This is a genomic window from Paenibacillus sp. FSL K6-0276 (genome assembly GCF_037977235.1).
Lineage (GTDB): Bacteria > Bacillota > Bacilli > Paenibacillales > Paenibacillaceae > Paenibacillus_AQ.
Genome location: NZ_CP150276.1, coordinates 3,296,774 through 3,314,708, shown reverse-complemented (window position 1 = coordinate 3,314,708; position 17,935 = coordinate 3,296,774). Strand labels below are relative to the sequence as shown.

Here is a 17,935-nt window from a genome sequence, read left to right as displayed (position 1 = left end):
ATCTTTTGAGTATAAATTCACATATATTTAGGTTTAATAACTGGGAGGTGAACGAATTCGTAAGAGTGCTGTTTGTATGTCTGGGTAATATTTGTCGATCACCAATGGCGGAGGCTGTTCTGCGGCATAAGATTAATGAACGAGAACTATCTGACAAGATTCTTGTAGACTCTGCGGGAACTGGGGATTGGCATATAGGAAAAGAGCCGCATGAAGGAACAAGACGTATCCTTGATCAGAACGACATTAGCTATGAGAATATGTTAGCACGACTAGTCGACAGTGAAGATTTTCAAAAGTTTGATTATATCGTCTGCATGGACAAGTCTAATGGAGAGAACGTTCGAAAGATTCCAGGTGGGAAAGACGCCGAGCTAATGTTCTTTATGGATTTATTGCCTGAAGAGGAACTGCGCGAAGTGCCGGATCCTTATTTTACAGGTAATTTTGAGCAGGTGTATGATTTGATCAACGCGGGCTGTGATGTATTACTGGAAAGAATGATAAGAGAAAAGCTGTAACCCATTTGGATTGCAGCTCTCTCAGTATGATTCATGTGGTAAATCGAGGTAAGTTGCTGGATTAATTAAACTGTAAGCGCAATCAAGTAATCTACATACTGTTCTTTAGATGTTCACTATTTGCTTCTATCAATAGGGCTTTATGCGTTTAAAAAATAGAGTAGAGACTCTGGTAGCTCTTTCTGCCAGAAGCCCCAGAGATGATGTCCGTCTTTCTCTCGGTAGGATACGGTTGCTCCACGTGATTCAAGCAATGCTTTCGTTTCTCGATTCATCTGAACAAAATCATAAATGCCAGTATCCGTTTTGTAGTCTGTTTCCTGTAGTCCAACGACCATATTAATGGTGAGCCAGGATAGATCCTCTTCCTTAGCCAGCATGTCACGAGATTCAGGATAGAATGCGCCGGAAAGGCTGATGATACGTGTGAAGATCGCAGGATATGCAAGTGCAAGATGGAGCGATACACTGCCCCCAAGGGAGTCGCCAGCTAAGATTCGTTCATCGGGAGTACGGCGTACAGGATATTTTTGTTCAATAAAGGGAATAATCTCCTCGGAAAAGCAAGATAAGTACTGTTTGAATCTGCTTCCAAAAGGGGCATATTCTTGAGTCCGAACAGCGACGTCTACTTCGACACCAACAATGATGAAAGGCTCAACGTCTTCTTCTATAATAAGACGTCCAGCAAGTGTAGCGATGCGGCCGAAGTTAAAGAATTCTTCTCCGTCTTGGCAGTACACCACTGGGTAACTCAAGACTTCGTTGAAGCCGGGGGGGAGATAGATGCGTAACTTACGCTCCTCGTGCAGATGTTCACTCCAAATCGTTTCTTTTACAATTGTGCGTTTCAGAAAAACAGAATCGCTCATAGTTGCACGTCACCTTTCTTGTCGGATTTTGCAATACACACAGGTTTGCTCTAAAATAAATAACTGAGTGACTGTGTCATTAATCATTTACTTGTTTCAAAAGCTGTAAACTGTTATATAAAAACACACAACCTGTTATACATACAAAATTTGAAGGAATATAAATTTTATAAGTATTTCTTTGACGAAAGTAACCAAACAGGTGTATAATAATATTATAACAGAGGCAGCTGATATTCAAATTTTTTTATTGAGGTGAAGATAATGAGTAAAGTTCCTTATGAAGTGTATACAGAGGACGTCGAGGCTCTAACGGTACTTTCCCCGGATGGAGAAATTATCAACAAGGATAAAATGCCTGATTTAACCGACGATCAACTGAAAGAAATTATGTATCGTATGGTATTTACCCGTACTTGGGATGATCGTGCAGTAAATCTTGGTCGTCAAGGCCGTCTTGGTTTCTACGCACCGGTATCCGGTCAAGAAGCTACTATGATTGGTAGCGAGTACGCATTGGAGAAAGAAGACTTCTTATGCCCAGGCTACCGTGATATTCCGCAGCTAGTATGGCACGGACTTCCATTGTACCAAGCATTCTTATATTCCCGTGGACACCAACATGGTGGTGCTATTCCTGATGGCGTTAATGTATTGATGCCACAAATTATCATCGGCGCGCAAATCCTGCACGCTACAGGAATTGCAATGGGCTTTAAATTGAAGAAACAAAAGAGTGTTGCAATTACTTACACTGGTGATGGCGGTTCTTCAGAAGGTGACTTCTACGAAGGATTGAACTTTGCTGGTCGCTTTAAACTGCCTGTTATCTTCTTTGTTCAAAACAACGGTTACGCGATTACGACTCCGTTCGCAAAACAAACAGCTTCCAAATCGATCGCTCACAAAGCGGTTGCAGCTGGTATTCCGGGAATCAAAGTTGACGGCATGGACATCTTTGCAGTTATCAGTGCTGTTCGTGACGCTGCTGAGCGTGCGCGTAATGGCGAAGGTGCTACATTGATCGAAGCTGTAACTTATCGTTTCCGTCCACACTCCCTTTCTGACGATGCAAGTAAATATCGTTCGAAAGAAGAAGAAGGACAATGGAGTGAAAAGGATCCAATCAACCGTCTTGCCAAGTATTTGGAGAAGAAAGGTCTTTGGACTGAAGAAGATACGCTGCGCGTGAAAGATGAAGCGAAAGCTACAGTTAACGAGCAGATTAAAAAAGCTGAGCAAACCGAAAAAATGACTATACCTGGCTTGATCGACAGCATGTTCGAAGTAACACCTAAACATCTGGAAGAGCAAAAAGCCGATTTTGAATAAGGGGGATATCAGGCAATGGCACAAATGAATATGAAAGAAGCGATCCGCGACGCGATGCGCGTTGAACTGAATCGTGACCCTAACGTTCTTATCTTCGGAGAGGATGTTGGTAATGTAGGTGGCGTTTTCCGTGTAACGGAAGGGCTGCAAAAGGAATTTGGCGAAGATCGTATTTTTGATACACCACTAGCTGAGTCCGCTATCGGCGGTCTGGCATTTGGTCTTGGTGTACAAGGCTTCCGACCAATTGCAGAAATTCAATTCGTAGGTTTTATTTTTGAAGCACTTGATCAGATCGTTGTACAAGCGGCACGTCTGCGCTGGCGTTCTGGCGGTAAATATAATGCTCCAGTAGTATTCCGTACTCCTTTTGGTGGCGGAGTTAAAGCTGCTGAGCTTCACACAGATTCACTCGAAGGTTTGATCGCACAAAGCCCGGGTATTAAAGTTGTAATTCCTTCAAACCCATATGATGCTAAGGGACTTCTTATCGCGTCTATTCGCGACAATGACCCTGTATTCTTCATGGAGCACTTGAACCTTTACCATGCATTCCGTGCTGAAGTGCCAGAAGGTGAGTACACTATTGAACTTGGCAAAGCAAACGTAGTACGTGAAGGTTCTGACGTATCGATCATTACTTACGGGCTGATGGTACATACAGCTACCAAAGCAGCCGAGCAACTCGAAAAAGAAGGCATTAACGTTGAAATTATTGACCTTCGTACTGTAAGTCCAATCGACATCGACACTATTGTAGCGTCTGTGAAGAAGACTAATCGTGCTATCGTAGTACAAGAAGCTCAAAAGAGCGCTGGTGTTGCTGCTGAGGTTATTGCACAAATTAATGAAAAAGCATTGCTGCACTTGGAAGCACCTGTGCTTCGTATCGCAGGTCCTGACACTATATATCCATTCGCACAAATTGAAGATACATGGCTTCCGAACCCTGCGCGTATTATTGCAGGCGTGAAGAAAGTTTTGGATTTCTAAAAATATTTCTACGAGAAACGGTTGTCATCCAAAAAGGATGACAACGTCGTTTCTTCTTCTAAATTCTAATCATAAGGTCAGTCCCAATTTCACAAGGAGGTTTTCAAAGTGGCAAAGTTTGAATACCGATTCCCTGAACTAGGTGAAGGTTTGCATGAAGGTGAAATCATCAAAATGCATATCAAAGCCGGTGACAAGGTAACGGATGATGATATCGTAATGGAAGTTCAAAATGACAAGGCGGTAGTTGAGGTGCCTTGTCCAGTGAACGGTACTGTGTTGGAAGTTCTGACTAAAGATGGCCAAGTATGCCGTGTTGGCGAAGTTGTAGCTATTATCGAAGCTGAAGGTGACGTACCTGAGCAAGAAGGTCATGCTGCTGAAGAAGCTCCGGCGGTGGCTCCAGCTGCTCCAGTTGCACCGGCATCTTCGAATGCCAAATCAGCAAATTTTGAGTATCGCTTCCCAGAACTGGGTGAAGGTCTGCATGAAGGTGAAATCATCAAAATGCATATCAAAGCCGGTGACAAAGTAACGGATGATGATATCATCATGGAAGTCCAAAATGACAAGGCAGTAGTTGAAGTTCCTTGTCCAGTGAACGGAACAGTTTTGGAAGTTCTGACTAAAGACGGCCAAGTATGCCGTGTTGGCGATGTTGTAGCTATCATCGCTGCAGAAGGTGACGTTCCTGAACAAGAAGGTCATGCTTCCGCAGAAGCAGATGTAGCAAAAGGAAGTGCAAATACAACTTCTTCCCCAGCAGGCGGATCTGCTAGTGCAGCACCGGCTCCTGATCGTGATGTATTGGCTACACCTAGCGTTCGCAAATTTGCTCGTGAGCAAAAAGTGGATATTTCCAAAGTGAACGGAACTGGAAAAGGCGGCAAAATCACCCGTGAAGACGTTGAAGCGTTCTTGAAAGGTGGTTCAACACCTGCGGCAGCTGCAACACCTGCAGCGGCAGCTTCTGAAGCGCCGAAGGCTGCTAAAGCTGAAGCTAAAGCAGCACCTGCAGCAGCGAGCGGTAATGTTAGTCTAGAAGAAGAACGTGTACCGTACAAGGGCATTCGTAAGGCGATCGCCAACGCAATGGTTAAATCGGCTTACACTGCACCACACGTTACAATTATGGACGAAGTAGATGTTACTGAACTGGTAGCATTCCGTACACGTATGAAACCTATCGCTGAGAAAAAAGGCGTTAAGGTTACTTACCTTCCGTTCATCGTTAAGGCTCTGGTTGCGGCTTCCCGTCAATTCCCAGCGCTCAACGCTATGATTGATGAAGAAGCAGGCGAAATTGTCTACAAGAAATACTACAATATCGGTATCGCTACCGATACGCCAAACGGTTTGATCGTTCCAGTTATCAAAGACGCTGACCGTAAGAGCATCTGGATGATCGCTAGCAGCATCACTGACCTTGCAGTTCGTGGTCGTGACGGTAAATTGTCTGCTAACGAAATGAAGGGCAGCACGATCTCCATCAGTAACATTGGTTCTGCTGGCGGTATGTTCTTTACTCCAATCATCAACTTCCCTGAAGTGGCTATCCTCGGAACTGGCCGTATCAGTGAAAAAGCAGTTGTGAAGAATGGTGAAATCGTAGTTGCTCCTGTAATGGCGTTGTCACTCAGCTTTGACCACCGTATTATTGATGGTGCGACTGCTCAAAACTTTATGAACTACATTAAATCGCTGCTCAATAATCCTGAGCTGCTGGTTATGGAGGTATAATTATGGTAGTAGGAGACGCTTCTCTAGATATTGACACATTGGTCATTGGTGCAGGTCCTGGTGGGTATGTGGCGGCAATTCGTGCCGCCCAGCTCGGCCAAAAAGTCCTCATCGTGGATAAATCGGAACTCGGCGGTGTATGTTTGAACCGTGGATGTATTCCTTCTAAAGCACTGATTGCTGCTGCACACCAGTTCGAATCTGCTAAGCATGGTGAAGTTTTCGGTGTTACTGCTGAGAACGTTAAAGTGGATTTTGCCAAAACTCAAGAGTTCAAAAACGGCGTAGTTAAGAAAATGACTAGCGGCGTGACTAGCTTGATGAAGGGCAACAAAATTGAAGTATTTAACGGCGAATGCATGTTTATCAGCGACACAGAAGCGCGTGTGTTCAATGATCATGAATCCCCACGTTACCGCTTCAAACACTGTATCATTGCTACAGGTTCCCGTCCGATTGAACTAAAGCCTTTCCCATTCGGTGGACGTATTCTGTCTTCGACTGAAGCTCTTGAGCTTCCAGAAATTCCGAAGAGCATGATCGTAATCGGTGGTGGATACATCGGCGCTGAGCTTGGTCAAATGTACTCCAAGTTTGGTACTAAAGTAACGATCATCGAAGGTCTGGATACCGTTCTTCCAGGTTTCGATAAAGATATGACTCGTCTTGTTGCGAAAAACATGGCCAAAACTGGCATCGAAATCGTAACTAACGCTAAAGCTGAAAGTGCTGTACAGAACGACAAGGAAGTTACCGTGAAATATTCTGTTGGTGGCGAATCCAAAGAAGTTACTGCGGATTACTTGCTTGTTACTGTAGGCCGTCGTCCTAACACTGATGGTGAACTTGGTCTGGACCTGATCGGTCTTGAGCTCGAGGAGCGCGGATTGATCAAAGTCGATCACCAAGGTCGCACAAGCATTCCTAACATCTTCGCTATCGGCGACGTTGTTCCAGGTCTGGCTTTGGCACACAAGGCTTCTTACGAAGGTAAGATTGCTGCAGAAGCGATCGCAGGACTTACATCTGTTGTTGACTACAAAGTCATCCCAGCTGTTGTGTTCACAGATCCTGAGTGCTCTAGCGTAGGTTTGACTGAGAAAGAAGCGAAAGACAAAGGCTACAAAGTGAAAGCTGGCAAGTTCCCATTTGCAGGGAATGGTCGTGCAGTATCTTTGAACAGCCCAGAAGGTTTCATCAAAATTGTTGCTAACTCCGAGAACAATCTTGTGCTTGGTGCACAAATCGTTGGTATCGAAGCTTCCAATTTGATCGCTGAACTTGGTTTGGCCATTGAAATGGGCGCAACACTTGAAGATATCGCTTTGACTATTCATGCGCATCCAACCCTTGGCGAAATCGTCATGGAAGCTGCTGAACTGGTTGAAGGTCACCCAATTCACGTAATGAAATAATTTCTCTAACAAATTGCTCTAGCAGGCACAAAAAGGCGGAACGCATTTGCGTTTCGCCTTTTTGAGTTTTCCACTTTTTTGAAAAGAGATATAATGGGAAGAGATGAAACAAATTGAATGATTCTATTATAGGGAGGACAAATGATGAAACCCAATAAGTTAAAGCCTGGTGATGAGTTGCGTATTATCTCACCTGCCAGAAGTCTGTCATTAATCGCTGCTGAACAAAGGAAGATTGCCAAAGAACAGCTTCAAAAGTTAGGGTTTCGGATATCATTTTCCGTAAACTCCTTTGAGAAGGATGATTTTGTTTCCTCTTCGATTGAATCTAGAATAGAGGATTTGCATGAAGCTTTTTTAGATCCGAATGTTAAAGGGATACTTACGACCATTGGTGGTTTTAATAGTAATCAACTGCTACGTTATATCGATTATTCAATCATTGCAGAGCATCCTAAACGTTTATGCGGGTATTCGGATATTACTGCTTTAAGTAATGCAATATATGCTCAAACAGGATTAGTTACATATTCCGGACCGCATTTTTCGAGCTTTGCGATGCTTCACGACAATGAATATACAATTGAATATTTCCGCAAGCTGATGATGGACAACAAAGAAATTTTGGTGAAGCCATCGAAGCATTGGAGTGATGATGAGTGGTATTTGGATCAGGAGAACCGTGTTTTTATCAGAAATGAGGGACCGTTCATTATCAATGATGGAGAAGCGAAAGGGACAATTATCGGTGGGAACCTTTGTACCTTAAATCTTTTGCAGGGAACGGAGTATATGCCTAGTTTAAGAAATTCGATAGTATTCCTAGAGGATGATTATGAGTCATCACCTGCAACTTTTGATAGGGATTTACAATCGCTAATTCATCTACCTGAGTTTCAGCATGTCAAAGGATTGGTTATTGGCAGGTTCCAACAAGGATCACACATGACAAAGGATCTGTTAACCAAAATCATAACTTCGAAAGAAGAATTATCAGGCATTCCTGTAATTGCGGACGTGGACTTTGGACATACATCGCCTATGATTACTTTCCCTGTAGGTGGACAAGCCTCACTTCGTGCTTATGGGGTTAGAGTAGAGTTAAGGATATCAGAGTAGTGGTGCAGTGGCCTGATAGGAATAAAGATTCTTAGGAGTGTTGTGGTTGGGGGGATATTTATTTGTATTATTTGTAGGATTGGTGGCAGGGGCTGTAAGCGGCGTTATAGGGACAGGCTCATTCATCATGTTACTGCATGTTCTAGTCTTTACATTTGGTCCAAAGCAGGCCGTACTCATCATGGCAGTTGCTGCTGTCATGGCGAATATTTCAGGGGTTATTGCCTGGTGGCGTGAAATCAACTGGAAAGCTTTTGCCGCATGAGGAGAATCTTACTGATCGTGTGGACTATCAGGAGGCAGCGAAAATTGCCTGCTGTTCGGAATATCATTTTACACGGATGTTCTCATTCCTTGCAGGCATTACTCTGTCGGAATACATCCGCCGAAGACGCCTAACTTTGGCAGCACTCGAGCTAAGCCACAGTGACATCAAGATCATCAATGTTGCGATGAAATACGGATATACCTCGCCGGATTCCTTTACTAGGGCTTTCCAAAGCATGCATGGGATTACTCCCTCGGAAGCTCGGATCCATGGACAGTCCCTCAAAGCCTTTCCGCGGATGACGTTTCAACTAACTATTAAAGGAGGAAGTGAAATGAACTGCCGAATTGAAGACAAAGAGGCTTTTCGCATAGTGGGGATCAAAAAAAGAGTGCCAATAGTATTTCAGGGGGTGAATCCGGAGATTGCATCGATGTTTGAAGGACTTACACCAGTAATGATTGAAAAGATTAAGGGCTTTTCGAATGTTCAGCCTTCAGGACTAATTAGTGCTTCCACGAATTTCAGTGAAGGGCGGATGGAGGAGAAGGGAGAGCTTGATCATTACATCGGGGCGGCCACAACGAATGAAGCACGAGATGGCTTCGCCCAGCTGGAGGTGTCAGCCTCTACATGGGCTGTATTCACGGCCGTTGGCCCTTTTCCGAGTGCGCTTCAAGAGATCTGGGGACGCATTTATTCCGAATGGTTTCCATCTTCGGAATATGAGCTAAGCGAAGGGCTTGAAATGCTCTGGAATGAGCAGAAAGATGTAGCATCACCGCAATTTAAAAGCGAAATATGGATACCCATTAAAAAGAAATAAGAAGCGTTAGTTGAAGTAAAGGGACACGATAGTTGAATCAATTGTCTAAAACCTCCTATTAGAAGCAAACTAGAATTAATTGCTCTAGTAGGAGGTTTTATTATGATTTCAAGCGAACTTTGGCGTCATAAAAAGCGGACAAGCGAATCGAGGGGGTTAGTCCAAATACATTGAAAGCATATGCCCTACAGCTCAGGATACTGGTTACATATCTCGGGGATACAGATATTTCCAAGGTAACTTTGAATCTACTGAAGGAATACCTAGCTAAGTAGTCAGACCGATTAAAGCCAAGTAGCCTAGGGCACTGCATCCGTTTTGTGCGCTCCCTATTCCGTTTTGCATATGAAGAAACCTATTTACCCACTAACCCTTCGGTCAAACTACGTGTGCCTAAAATGGATAGGCGAATTCCTAAGTTTTTGATGGAGGAAGATGTAATCATCTGAAGATCTCTTGTCAGACACTAAGATAAAGAGCTCTACTTGGAGTTTCATTAATAAGCATCAACTTCTGTTCCTCTCCACAAAATGATTATTTAGGGTGGCATCGTCGAAGCAATATATGCCACTTTGTTGTAATCTCTAATTGAAATCACTGGTTTTACCCGCTACAATTGATTTGCAAAAACAACGTGATAATTGAATAGTAATTTATTCTATTAAGGCAGGATTTCGTCATTAGTGTAGTTACTTCGATTTACTTCCATCGACGGCATGATATTCCACGAACACCTGCAACATTTGAGTGTTAAAAATCACTCTCTTTTATTTGCGTTATTTAGCAAATAGAGGGGTTTTTTTTCATGATCAAAATCAAAGAACTAATTGAGATTTTTAGCTGCGGCAAGAATATACTGCTAGCCATAGCCAAGTGCTAAGCCTGACAAGTAACTTCTACAGGTAAAGAATACACTTCCCGATGGGGCACTCATTGACCTGTTTCTGTTTTTTTGTATGGATAGTGCGAAGAGTAAATCGCCAAATCGATAGAATGGTCAGACTGAAGCCAATGATTCCATAGCATACATCAGCAGCATCCGTCTTGACCCGTCTTAAATTAGTTTTTTTGGCTTCATATGAGATTAACGGATTAATGACGATGTACAGATACTGGTGCTGATCCAGAAACTGAACAACAGGGCTATGATAATGACCTGTTGCCTCCATTACAATGCAAGGGCTCATCCCAGCAGCTGATTCCACTGCTCTAACATAATTAAGAAAAGACGATAATCCCTCTAGATCATGATTAAATCTAAAGATCTTCCCATGAGGTACTCCACGGTCTAAAAAAGCTTGTGCATGGCTCTCTCCCTTGAACACATCCAAACCAATGACTGGATTCATGACATCACTCCTGTAGTATTTTCACCGGCAATTCCTAACCTTCTTGTCTTCCACACTATCGCATGTGATACGGGATCAACGTCCCAACCAGCCTAACCATGGTTGAACAAGTAGGGGGATGAACAGAATAGCTCTCGGGATCCAAGTCCCACGGGCAGAAACGTTTGATCCCCGGCTACCGCTATCTTACGACCATACAAAAAAAAGGTCGACCCGAAAGATCTGGTGACCTCATAATACGAACGGGCAGGATAGTTCGAAATCAATGTTGAACTATTGAAGAATGAAGTGCATGAATAAGAGGTGTGAATATGAGGTTTGAACTTATTGAATTAAACGGTGTACCCGTTATATCTTTGCCCGCAGGTTATGATTTGTTAGAAGCTTTTATTGGGACAAACCTTCAAGATAAAGATGAAAATGGTGTCTGGCTAATCGACTCAATAAACGAAGTATTAAATGGGAAGGTAGAAAATTCAACTCTCGGCGATGTAAAATACTTTGTAATCCAGCTTAATAATACATCTGTGAAGATTATCGACCCATATTCTGATAATGAAGCCTATTGCAAGTTGCCAATAATAACATTTAAAAACATCATTGTAAATTGGCTTAAACAAAAGGATAATTACTACATTGATTAAGCTCCCATGAAAATTAAATCTGCAGTTATTGTAAAAAGGCAAACGTAAATAAGACGCAGTCCATTCATTTTTTTGAAGGTCACAGCATCTGAAATAAGGAATATTGGTATATTAATAAATTAAGAGACTTCTGCAATAGTTACAGAATAACCTAAGTTTTCTAGTCGTCGAACTGCGTATTTCACAATAGATTGTTGCTTCTGTTTGTCAAAGTAGTCTTCTCCTAGGTCCAAATACATTTCTTCACGTGTTAACAGATAGTAGGCTATTCTCAACATAGCATGTGCAACAGAGACCGCTGCTCGTTTCCTTCCTTTTCGCGCTGCTGTTCGTCTATACATGGCACCGAGATAGTTCTTTGACGCTGCAACAGAATGGGCTGCTTCAACTAAGGCGGACTTCAGATATTTGTTTCCATTTTTAGCTTTAGCAGATTTTCTCTTTCCTGCACTTTCGTTATGCCCAGGTACAAGTCCAGCCCATGAGCATAAATGCGCAGCACTGGGAAACTGTTTCTTAATATTGGTCCCAATTTCGGCTAAGATTTGTTCTGCCATTCGAGTAGCTATTCCAGGAATTGAATCTAAACGTTCGACATCGTCATGAAATGGAGTTACCCTCGTAGCGATTTCCTGATCTAGAATCACGATCTGTTCACTTAAAAAATCAATGTGCGTTAAAATAGTCTTAATCATCAAGCGTTGGTGAGGGTTTACATAGCCATGTAGAGCGAGTTCAAGTTCATCCTCACCATCAGCGATGGCACGGAGCATGTCGCGAGAGGAGACACCCATAATATCAGAGACAACAGAGCTGAGCTTAATATTGGCTCCTTCTAACACTTTTTGAATTCGGTTATGTTGTCTAGCCCGTTCTTCAATGATACTACGACGATATCGAACAAGTTCTCGAAGCTCCCGTTGATTTCGATCTGGAATGAAACTTGCTTTAAGCAGCCCATGACGAAGAAGCTTTGCAATCCATTCTGAGTCCTTGACATCTGTTTTACGCCCAGGCAAAGCTTTCATATGTTGGGCATTCACCACTAAAAATTCAATTCCTTCGGCTTCAAGTAAATTAACAATAGGCTTCCAAAATACACCTGTGCTTTCCATAGCAACGTGAGTACACTCATGCTGTTTAATCCAGTCAATTAATTGTAATAGAAACACAGTTTTAGTTGAAAACGTTTGAATCTCCTTTCCGTTAGACGTTAGAATACATGCGGTAATATTATCCTTATGGATATCCATACCACATGCCCGTTCAACTACGATTTCCACCTTAAAGCATCCTCTCTACGGCTAAATTAGAAAGAGGCTGGTGCAACAATCAGAGTAGGATTAATCTCCCATGAGTGCTTCCCAAAAGGGAGCGACAATCTGTGATGCACCGTGATCGTTGGAGTCAGACTAACGGATGGGCTCTAAGGCACCATAGTTCATCGACCTTCCTCTCCCAGCCATAGTAGCAGTATTGGCACATATAACCATTTTCATCATCTGTGGTGCGGCGCTTGCGCTGCATGTATGACTAACGGGCAGGATAATGGAAATGATTTGTAGAAAAAAACCTATAAATGAAAGTGACAAAAGTAGTGTAGAGCGTGTGGATTCCAGATCTCGCAGATGCTGCAGGATCATATGGCTACCCTCTCTGGCGATTTTCAATTTGGACAATTCTACCGGCAGTTGAATAAAGCGCATGTGACAATTCAACCATCGCTTGATAGGATTGCGTTTGCGGAAATGCTATGCTGTTTTCGACAGTGCGCACTGTACATTTTGTTTTATTGGAGGTTTACAATGCTCGACTTGCGTAAAATTGGAGCTTATATTTCGAAGCTTCGCAAAGACCAGGATTTGACCCAATTGGAACTTGCCGATCAACTGAATGTAAGTCATCAAGCGGTATCGAAATGGGAACGGGGCGACTCGCTACCGGATATCGGAACGCTTCCGCAGTTTGCGAGGTTATTCGGCAAAACGGTAGACGACATTTTAAATGCAGGAGACAACGCAGAAAATCGGGAGCACCAGCACCTAGGAACGATCGTTGAGGAGATCGCAGAGAACAGGCCGGACCAAGTTGCAGAGATGGTCAATACCGGTGAGGTGGAGGTGGAAGAGCTTGTAGAAGTAGCGCCGTTTGTAAAAGCAAGCGCTCTGCATAAGGTTACAGAACGATTAGACAGCAGCGTCCTTAAGTTAGACGTGATCATGCAGCTGGCTCCGTTCCTTGGAACAGGTACATTGGATGAACTGGTTCGTCAGGCAGAAGAGGGCGAAATTGTGTGGAATGCCATTACTGGACTCGCTCCGTTCGTCAGCAGCGACACATTAAGCCGACTGGTAGATAAATCGATTGACGGTTCCTTAGAAGTGCACAATCTAGTTGGAATTGCCCCGTTTCTTGGAAGAGAACATGTAGATCGGTTGGTACAACAAGCAGAAGAGGGCAGCTTGAGCTGGCATTCCGTTCAAGGGCTGGCACCCTTTATTAGCAGAGAAACGTTAAGCCGCTTGGTAGACCGGGTTGCAGATGGCACTATCGATGCGAACCGGATCATAAGCCTCGCACCTTTTCTGGACAGGGAAAATCTCGAGAAGTTGATTAGTGGAGTCGAAGCTGAACATCATAGCCCAGATCTGCTGGCAAGCCTTGCTCCTTTCGTCGATCAAGGGACATTGAGCAGAATGGTGACAAACTTATTAAATAAAGTAAAGTAGACACGTATATCGGAGATCGGAGATTGGTGATGCATAGACCGTCGGCGATCCTCAAAGCTACCGGCTTGAAATTCGGTAGCTTTTTGTTTGGACTTTCGGATCATTGTGAACCAGCATTACACAGAAACCTTCCAAAGTTTTATGAGAATAATGTTCTAGACTAGGCAACGGCGTTAAGCTCCCATGAAAATTAAATTAGCTCAAAACCTGAAAAAGAGCATAATAAAGCAAACCCAGAATAACACTTTTTAAAAAAAGGCTGAGCCTCTTGAGTAATCATATAAAGATTGTTAGATCTTTTAAGCACAAAAAACATCATAGATAACAAACAAAAAGGCAAGGCTGGTGCAACAACCAAAAAAGGATTAATCTCCCATGAGTGCTACCCATATAGGGTGTGACATTCTGTGATGCACCGTGGTGGTCGGAGTCAGACTAACGGTTGGGCTCTATGGCACCATAGCTTATCGACCTTCTTCGCCAGCCGTACAAACAGTATAGACAGAGGTATCCATTTTCATCCTCTGTGGTGCAGCCCGCTCTTGGGCTGCATGTATGGCTAACGGATAACAGTAGGTTCAAGTAATCGTGAGACGAAGAGGGGGAAACCGAAATGAAGACGATCAAGCGCATGATGGACCACCTGTACTGGGCGGACGGACGCATCTTGGACGTGCTCGAGGAGAGTGAGACGAAGAACAAGGACCTTCTGAAGCTGGTTCAGCACGTCGCGGTCGCGGAACGAGTCTGGCTGTCCCGATTGCAGGGCAAGGGCAGCGCGCAATATTCGTTGTGGGAGGAAGCGGAAGACCTGACGGCGATCCGGACGATGTTCGAAGAGAACGCCGAGCAATATCGCGTCTATATCGAAGAGCTTGAGGAATCCGAGTTGGACGAGATGGTCGACTATGCGAACCAGAGCGGGGTTCCGTTCCGAACGTCCGTCCGGGACATCCTGTCGCAGGTCCTCTTACATGGGCAATATCACCGGGGACAGATCAACCGGGTACTTCGGATCGAATCGGCAGAGCCCGTCCAAGTCGATTACATCACGTTCGCGAGGCTCTAACGGGGCCTAATAATCACCTTCTTGTCTTCCACACTATCGCATGTGATACGGGATCAACGTCCCAACCAGCCTAACCATGGTTGAACAAGTAGGGGGGGATGAACAGAATAGCTCTCGGGATCCAAGTCCCACGGGCAGAAACGTTCGATCCCCGGCTACCGCTATCTTACGACCATACAAAAAAAAGGTCGACCAGAAAGATCTGGTGACCTCATAATACGATTGGGCAGGATAATTCAGTATATGTTCATAAGTTCATTGCCAAATTATGTAGTTCTATTTTTACATTCGTGATAGATTATGATGGTATATTTTCCTTTTCAATAAAATCAATATGATTTCAAGGGAGTGGAACTATGTTAGTACCACAGCTATATTTGAATGGCGCTTGTTTCGAAGCTATCGAACTTTATAAAAAAGCCTTTAAAACCGAAACTGATTCAATCATGTACGACACTCAAAAAGATCCTGAAAAATTCGTCATTCACGCGGAAATGCAAATTCTTGGAACTAGATTGATGCTCAGTGACTTCGGAGGAGCTAAGGAGTCCTCATCTGATTCCACTATGGAAATTGTCGCTATTTTTGAAAATGAGGAATTGTTAAAAGAGGCCTATCGAATAATAAATGATGGCAGCAAAACAATTACTCCAATAGGTCCAATATTTTTCAGTCCATGTTTAGTCTCATTTATTGATAAGTTTGGCGTTAGATGGTGTTTTATGGTACAAGTGTAGCTAAAAATATGATTGAGCTAACGGGACACTTATAGTTGAATGACAGACATTGATGAGCAGGTACTACGGTATCCTGCTCATTTCATTAAGATAACAGGCAGTTTAGCGCAACGTAGCAGAAAAATATGGTATATATAAAGAGTAATTAAAAGGAGGGTTTTAATGGTTGGCGAATTAATTAATATTCGTGGGAAACGTCTATATGTAGAGCATGCAGGTTTACAAGCGTTCTTTTGATACGGGAGTAAAGGCGGAATAGATATTCATCAAAACACTAGAGGACAGATGACTTGAGTTAGGCCAGACAAGGGTTAAAGTCATTTAAATAAAAAGACGAAGCCAATTATGGCTCCGTCTTTAGTAGGTTTGCATACCCTTTTAATCCTAGAGAATAAGGTCCTTTTTACAGATGAACTATTGCACCGAAAGTACAGTCTCTAGCTCAGGGATGTATTTCTTGACCATATTTTTGTCTTCCCACCGTCCTTTAACCCCTGGGGCTTGACCTTCGGATACGACTAAGTACGGTTTGATGGTTACGGTACGCGGTAGAGTCTTGAAGGGTTCAAAGAGAATATTATAAGATTCGCTAATGGGGTGAGAACCAATGGGCTTCAGTTGAACGCCATGTTCATCCACAATGTCATACTGAAGAGCGATGATGCCCCCGTTAGCACCCTTGTATTTCGAAGGGATAGAAGCGAGCATTTCTTCTGTGCTCTGGCCCGGTTTGGTTTTGTACTCAACGGATAACTGCGTTGTGATTGGGGTGATTTCCAGCTTACTGTTCTGCAAGTTAATGTTATCGTGATGCTTGGTCTCCTCTGAAGTTAGAACGGTAACGGGTGTTGATCTTGTAACAGGCAGAACGAAATGGAACGGGACATCGTAACCCTTTAACGTTACATTTACAGTCAAGTCAAACTGATCAGGGAACTGGACAGTCTGGTTTATGCTAGTATTGCTGGTAGCCTGAACGATTAGGCTGGAAGCAGTCTCACCGTCCATGAATTCGTAACCCGAGGCCAGAGGTTGGCCTTTATAGAGAACCTCTAACGTATCCACCGCCCCTTTATTGGCATCGGAAGGCAGCGAATTGGGCTCCGAAGCCAGACGATTTCCAGGAGTGGTTACGTTCATAAGAATTCGGGTTCCGTCAAATAACAACGTTGGAATATTCATAGTCACCTTGCCATGGGTCACGCTTTGGTTTACGTTTGTGATGAAATCCTCGGCTTGTTGAACACCGGGATCTCCGTTGTTTTCGCCCCATAATGAATAGATTTGTCCCAGAACCGGAATTTGCTTGAGTGTATCTGCCATTGCGGGCGATACAAATCCGGAAGCAATGAGGGTAAGTCCAAGGATTGCAGCGGCTGCAGTGGAAACCCACCATTTATTAAAAGTTCTTGATACATCTATCTTTCTCTGAATGGGGGAAATGGAATTATCGGTTTCCCTGATGATTTGGTAAGTCTCATTCAGCTTGGAGCGGGTAATATCAGATAACTGATCGGGAAGTAGGCTTTGGCAGTTCTTTAATTGTTCTTCTAACTTAGTGTTCACCATGTGCAACTCCCTTTTCTTGATTGATTTGAGATGAATGCTTTAGCTTTTTGCGGGCGCGATGCAGCCGGGTCTTCACGGCTACCGTAGAAATTTCGAGAATGTCGGAAATTTGACTGATCGGCATGTCCTGTAGGTAATGAAGGATAATGACAATCCGTAGGTTCTCATCAAGATGTTGAACGGCATCCCATAATTCGATTTTCTCATAATCCTTGGAAGGGGAAGGGACGTCGGGAAGCTCTCCGTAAGGGAGGGATCTTGATCTGCTTTTGACCATTTTGTTGCATTCATTAATCAGAATCCGGAAGATCCACGTTTTGAAAAAAGCGGGCTCTCTGAGTGTATGGATGGACTTAAGGGCTTTAAGCATCGTCTCCTGCAGGGCATCTGCACAATCTTCGTCTTTGTTGACGATGGACCTTGCAGTTCTATATAAAGGTAACTCTATCTCTTGCATCAACTGCATGAATGCTTCAGGGTCTCCCTCTTTGGCTTTGACGACAATAGGATCTAAATGCAAAGGTTTACCTGCTTTCTTGACTAGAAATTTTAGTTTGTTCGTAACGTTACGTATATATTAGATCGGGTAGGTAGCTAGAAGGTTACATGGAAAAAAACCAACGTATTCAAGGACAGCACCCGGTTTGTGAGACAGGGACCAAACAAGGGCCAGGAAAGCAAGCTTGCATCCGAGCTAAAAGCTCCGCACAAGCATGTTGTGATGCGGAACGCTGATGGTGCAGGCTTAAGTG

17 protein-coding genes and 1 pseudogene are annotated in these 17,935 nt (G+C 43.5%); 12 read left to right on the top strand and 6 right to left on the bottom strand.

The features are described 5' to 3' along the window. Positions 1-47 precede the first annotated feature (47 nt). On the top strand, positions 48-521 hold the full coding sequence (locus tag MHH52_RS15680; protein WP_340003507.1) for a low molecular weight protein-tyrosine-phosphatase: 474 nt from the start codon (positions 48-50) through the stop codon (positions 519-521). Positions 522-661: 140 nt separating this feature from the next. On the opposite strand, the gene MHH52_RS15675 is transcribed toward MHH52_RS15680, so the two are convergent. Continuing rightward, on the bottom strand, positions 662-1,393 hold the full coding sequence (locus tag MHH52_RS15675; RefSeq protein ID WP_340003506.1) for an alpha/beta hydrolase-fold protein: 732 nt from the start codon (positions 1,391-1,393) through the stop codon (positions 662-664). Positions 1,394-1,657: 264 nt separating this feature from the next. Between MHH52_RS15675 and pdhA the strand changes: the two genes are divergently transcribed. The 7 genes from pdhA (at position 1,658) to MHH52_RS15640 (ending at position 9,086) form a co-directional block, all read left to right on the top strand. After that, positions 1,658-2,725, top strand: a complete 1,068-nt coding sequence (gene pdhA, locus MHH52_RS15670; protein WP_042188812.1) for a pyruvate dehydrogenase (acetyl-transferring) E1 component subunit alpha — start codon at positions 1,658-1,660, stop codon at positions 2,723-2,725. 15 nt (positions 2,726-2,740) lie between these two features. Further along, a complete protein-coding gene (locus MHH52_RS15665) occupies positions 2,741-3,718 on the top strand; it encodes an alpha-ketoacid dehydrogenase subunit beta (RefSeq protein ID WP_340003505.1) in 978 nt (325 codons plus the stop codon). 108 nt (positions 3,719-3,826) lie between these two features. Then, positions 3,827-5,458, top strand: a complete 1,632-nt coding sequence (locus MHH52_RS15660; protein ID WP_340003504.1) for a 2-oxo acid dehydrogenase subunit E2 — start codon at positions 3,827-3,829, stop codon at positions 5,456-5,458. Positions 5,459-5,460: 2 nt separating this feature from the next. Beyond that, positions 5,461-6,873 carry a dihydrolipoyl dehydrogenase gene (gene lpdA / locus MHH52_RS15655; protein ID WP_094872930.1) on the top strand — a complete coding sequence of 471 codons (1,413 nt, stop codon included), beginning with the start codon at positions 5,461-5,463 and terminating at the stop codon, positions 6,871-6,873. A gap of 144 nt (positions 6,874-7,017) precedes the next feature. Continuing rightward, positions 7,018-7,992, top strand: coding sequence for a S66 peptidase family protein (locus MHH52_RS15650; protein ID WP_340009682.1), 975 nt, complete (start codon positions 7,018-7,020; stop codon positions 7,990-7,992). Between the two features lie 46 nt (positions 7,993-8,038). Beyond that, positions 8,039-8,257, top strand: a complete 219-nt coding sequence (locus tag MHH52_RS15645; protein WP_340003503.1) for a TSUP family transporter — start codon at positions 8,039-8,041, stop codon at positions 8,255-8,257. Next, positions 8,226-9,086: a GyrI-like domain-containing protein gene (locus tag MHH52_RS15640; RefSeq protein WP_340003502.1), complete on the top strand. Its 861-nt coding sequence runs from the start codon at positions 8,226-8,228 to the stop codon at positions 9,084-9,086. Before MHH52_RS15645 ends, MHH52_RS15640 begins: the two co-directional genes overlap by 32 nt. Positions 9,087-10,114: 1,028 nt before the next feature. Here the strand turns inward: MHH52_RS15640 and MHH52_RS15635 are convergent. Next, positions 10,115-10,435, bottom strand: a pseudogene (locus MHH52_RS15635) (transposase); the annotation flags it as partial. 311 nt (positions 10,436-10,746) lie between these two features. On the opposite strand from MHH52_RS15635, the gene MHH52_RS15630 reads away from it, so the two are divergent. Beyond that, entirely contained in the window at positions 10,747-11,079 is a 333-nt protein-coding gene (locus MHH52_RS15630) for a hypothetical protein (protein WP_340003501.1), read from the top strand. Positions 11,080-11,198: 119 nt separating this feature from the next. Here MHH52_RS15630 and MHH52_RS15625 read toward each other — a convergent pair whose 3' ends face one another. Both MHH52_RS15625 and MHH52_RS15620 read right to left on the bottom strand, forming a co-directional pair. Beyond that, a complete protein-coding gene (locus MHH52_RS15625; RefSeq protein WP_340003500.1) occupies positions 11,199-12,362 on the bottom strand; it encodes an IS110 family transposase in 1,164 nt (387 codons plus the stop codon). 129 nt (positions 12,363-12,491) lie between these two features. Next, entirely contained in the window at positions 12,492-12,785 is a 294-nt protein-coding gene (locus MHH52_RS15620) for a hypothetical protein (RefSeq protein WP_340003499.1), read from the bottom strand. A gap of 99 nt (positions 12,786-12,884) precedes the next feature. On the opposite strand from MHH52_RS15620, the gene MHH52_RS15615 reads away from it, so the two are divergent. The 3 genes from MHH52_RS15615 to MHH52_RS15605 all read left to right on the top strand — a co-directional run bounded on the left by MHH52_RS15615 (position 12,885) and on the right by MHH52_RS15605 (position 15,614). Continuing rightward, positions 12,885-13,808, top strand: coding sequence for a helix-turn-helix transcriptional regulator (locus MHH52_RS15615; RefSeq protein WP_340003498.1), 924 nt, complete (start codon positions 12,885-12,887; stop codon positions 13,806-13,808). Positions 13,809-14,421: 613 nt separating this feature from the next. Continuing rightward, complete coding sequence (locus MHH52_RS15610; RefSeq protein ID WP_340003497.1) at positions 14,422-14,877, top strand: DinB family protein; 456 nt, start codon at positions 14,422-14,424, stop codon at positions 14,875-14,877. A 356-nt stretch (positions 14,878-15,233) separates the two neighbouring features. Then, entirely contained in the window at positions 15,234-15,614 is a 381-nt protein-coding gene (locus tag MHH52_RS15605; protein ID WP_340003496.1) for a hypothetical protein, read from the top strand. Between the two features lie 414 nt (positions 15,615-16,028). On the opposite strand, the gene MHH52_RS15600 is transcribed toward MHH52_RS15605, so the two are convergent. Both MHH52_RS15600 and MHH52_RS15595 read right to left on the bottom strand, forming a co-directional pair. Further along, on the bottom strand, positions 16,029-17,183 hold the full coding sequence (locus MHH52_RS15600) for a DUF4179 domain-containing protein (protein ID WP_340003495.1): 1,155 nt from the start codon (positions 17,181-17,183) through the stop codon (positions 16,029-16,031). After that, a complete protein-coding gene (locus MHH52_RS15595; protein ID WP_340003494.1) occupies positions 17,170-17,703 on the bottom strand; it encodes a sigma-70 family RNA polymerase sigma factor in 534 nt (177 codons plus the stop codon). The genes MHH52_RS15600 and MHH52_RS15595 overlap by 14 nt, the downstream gene beginning before the upstream one ends. Positions 17,704-17,935: the final 232 nt, after the last annotated feature.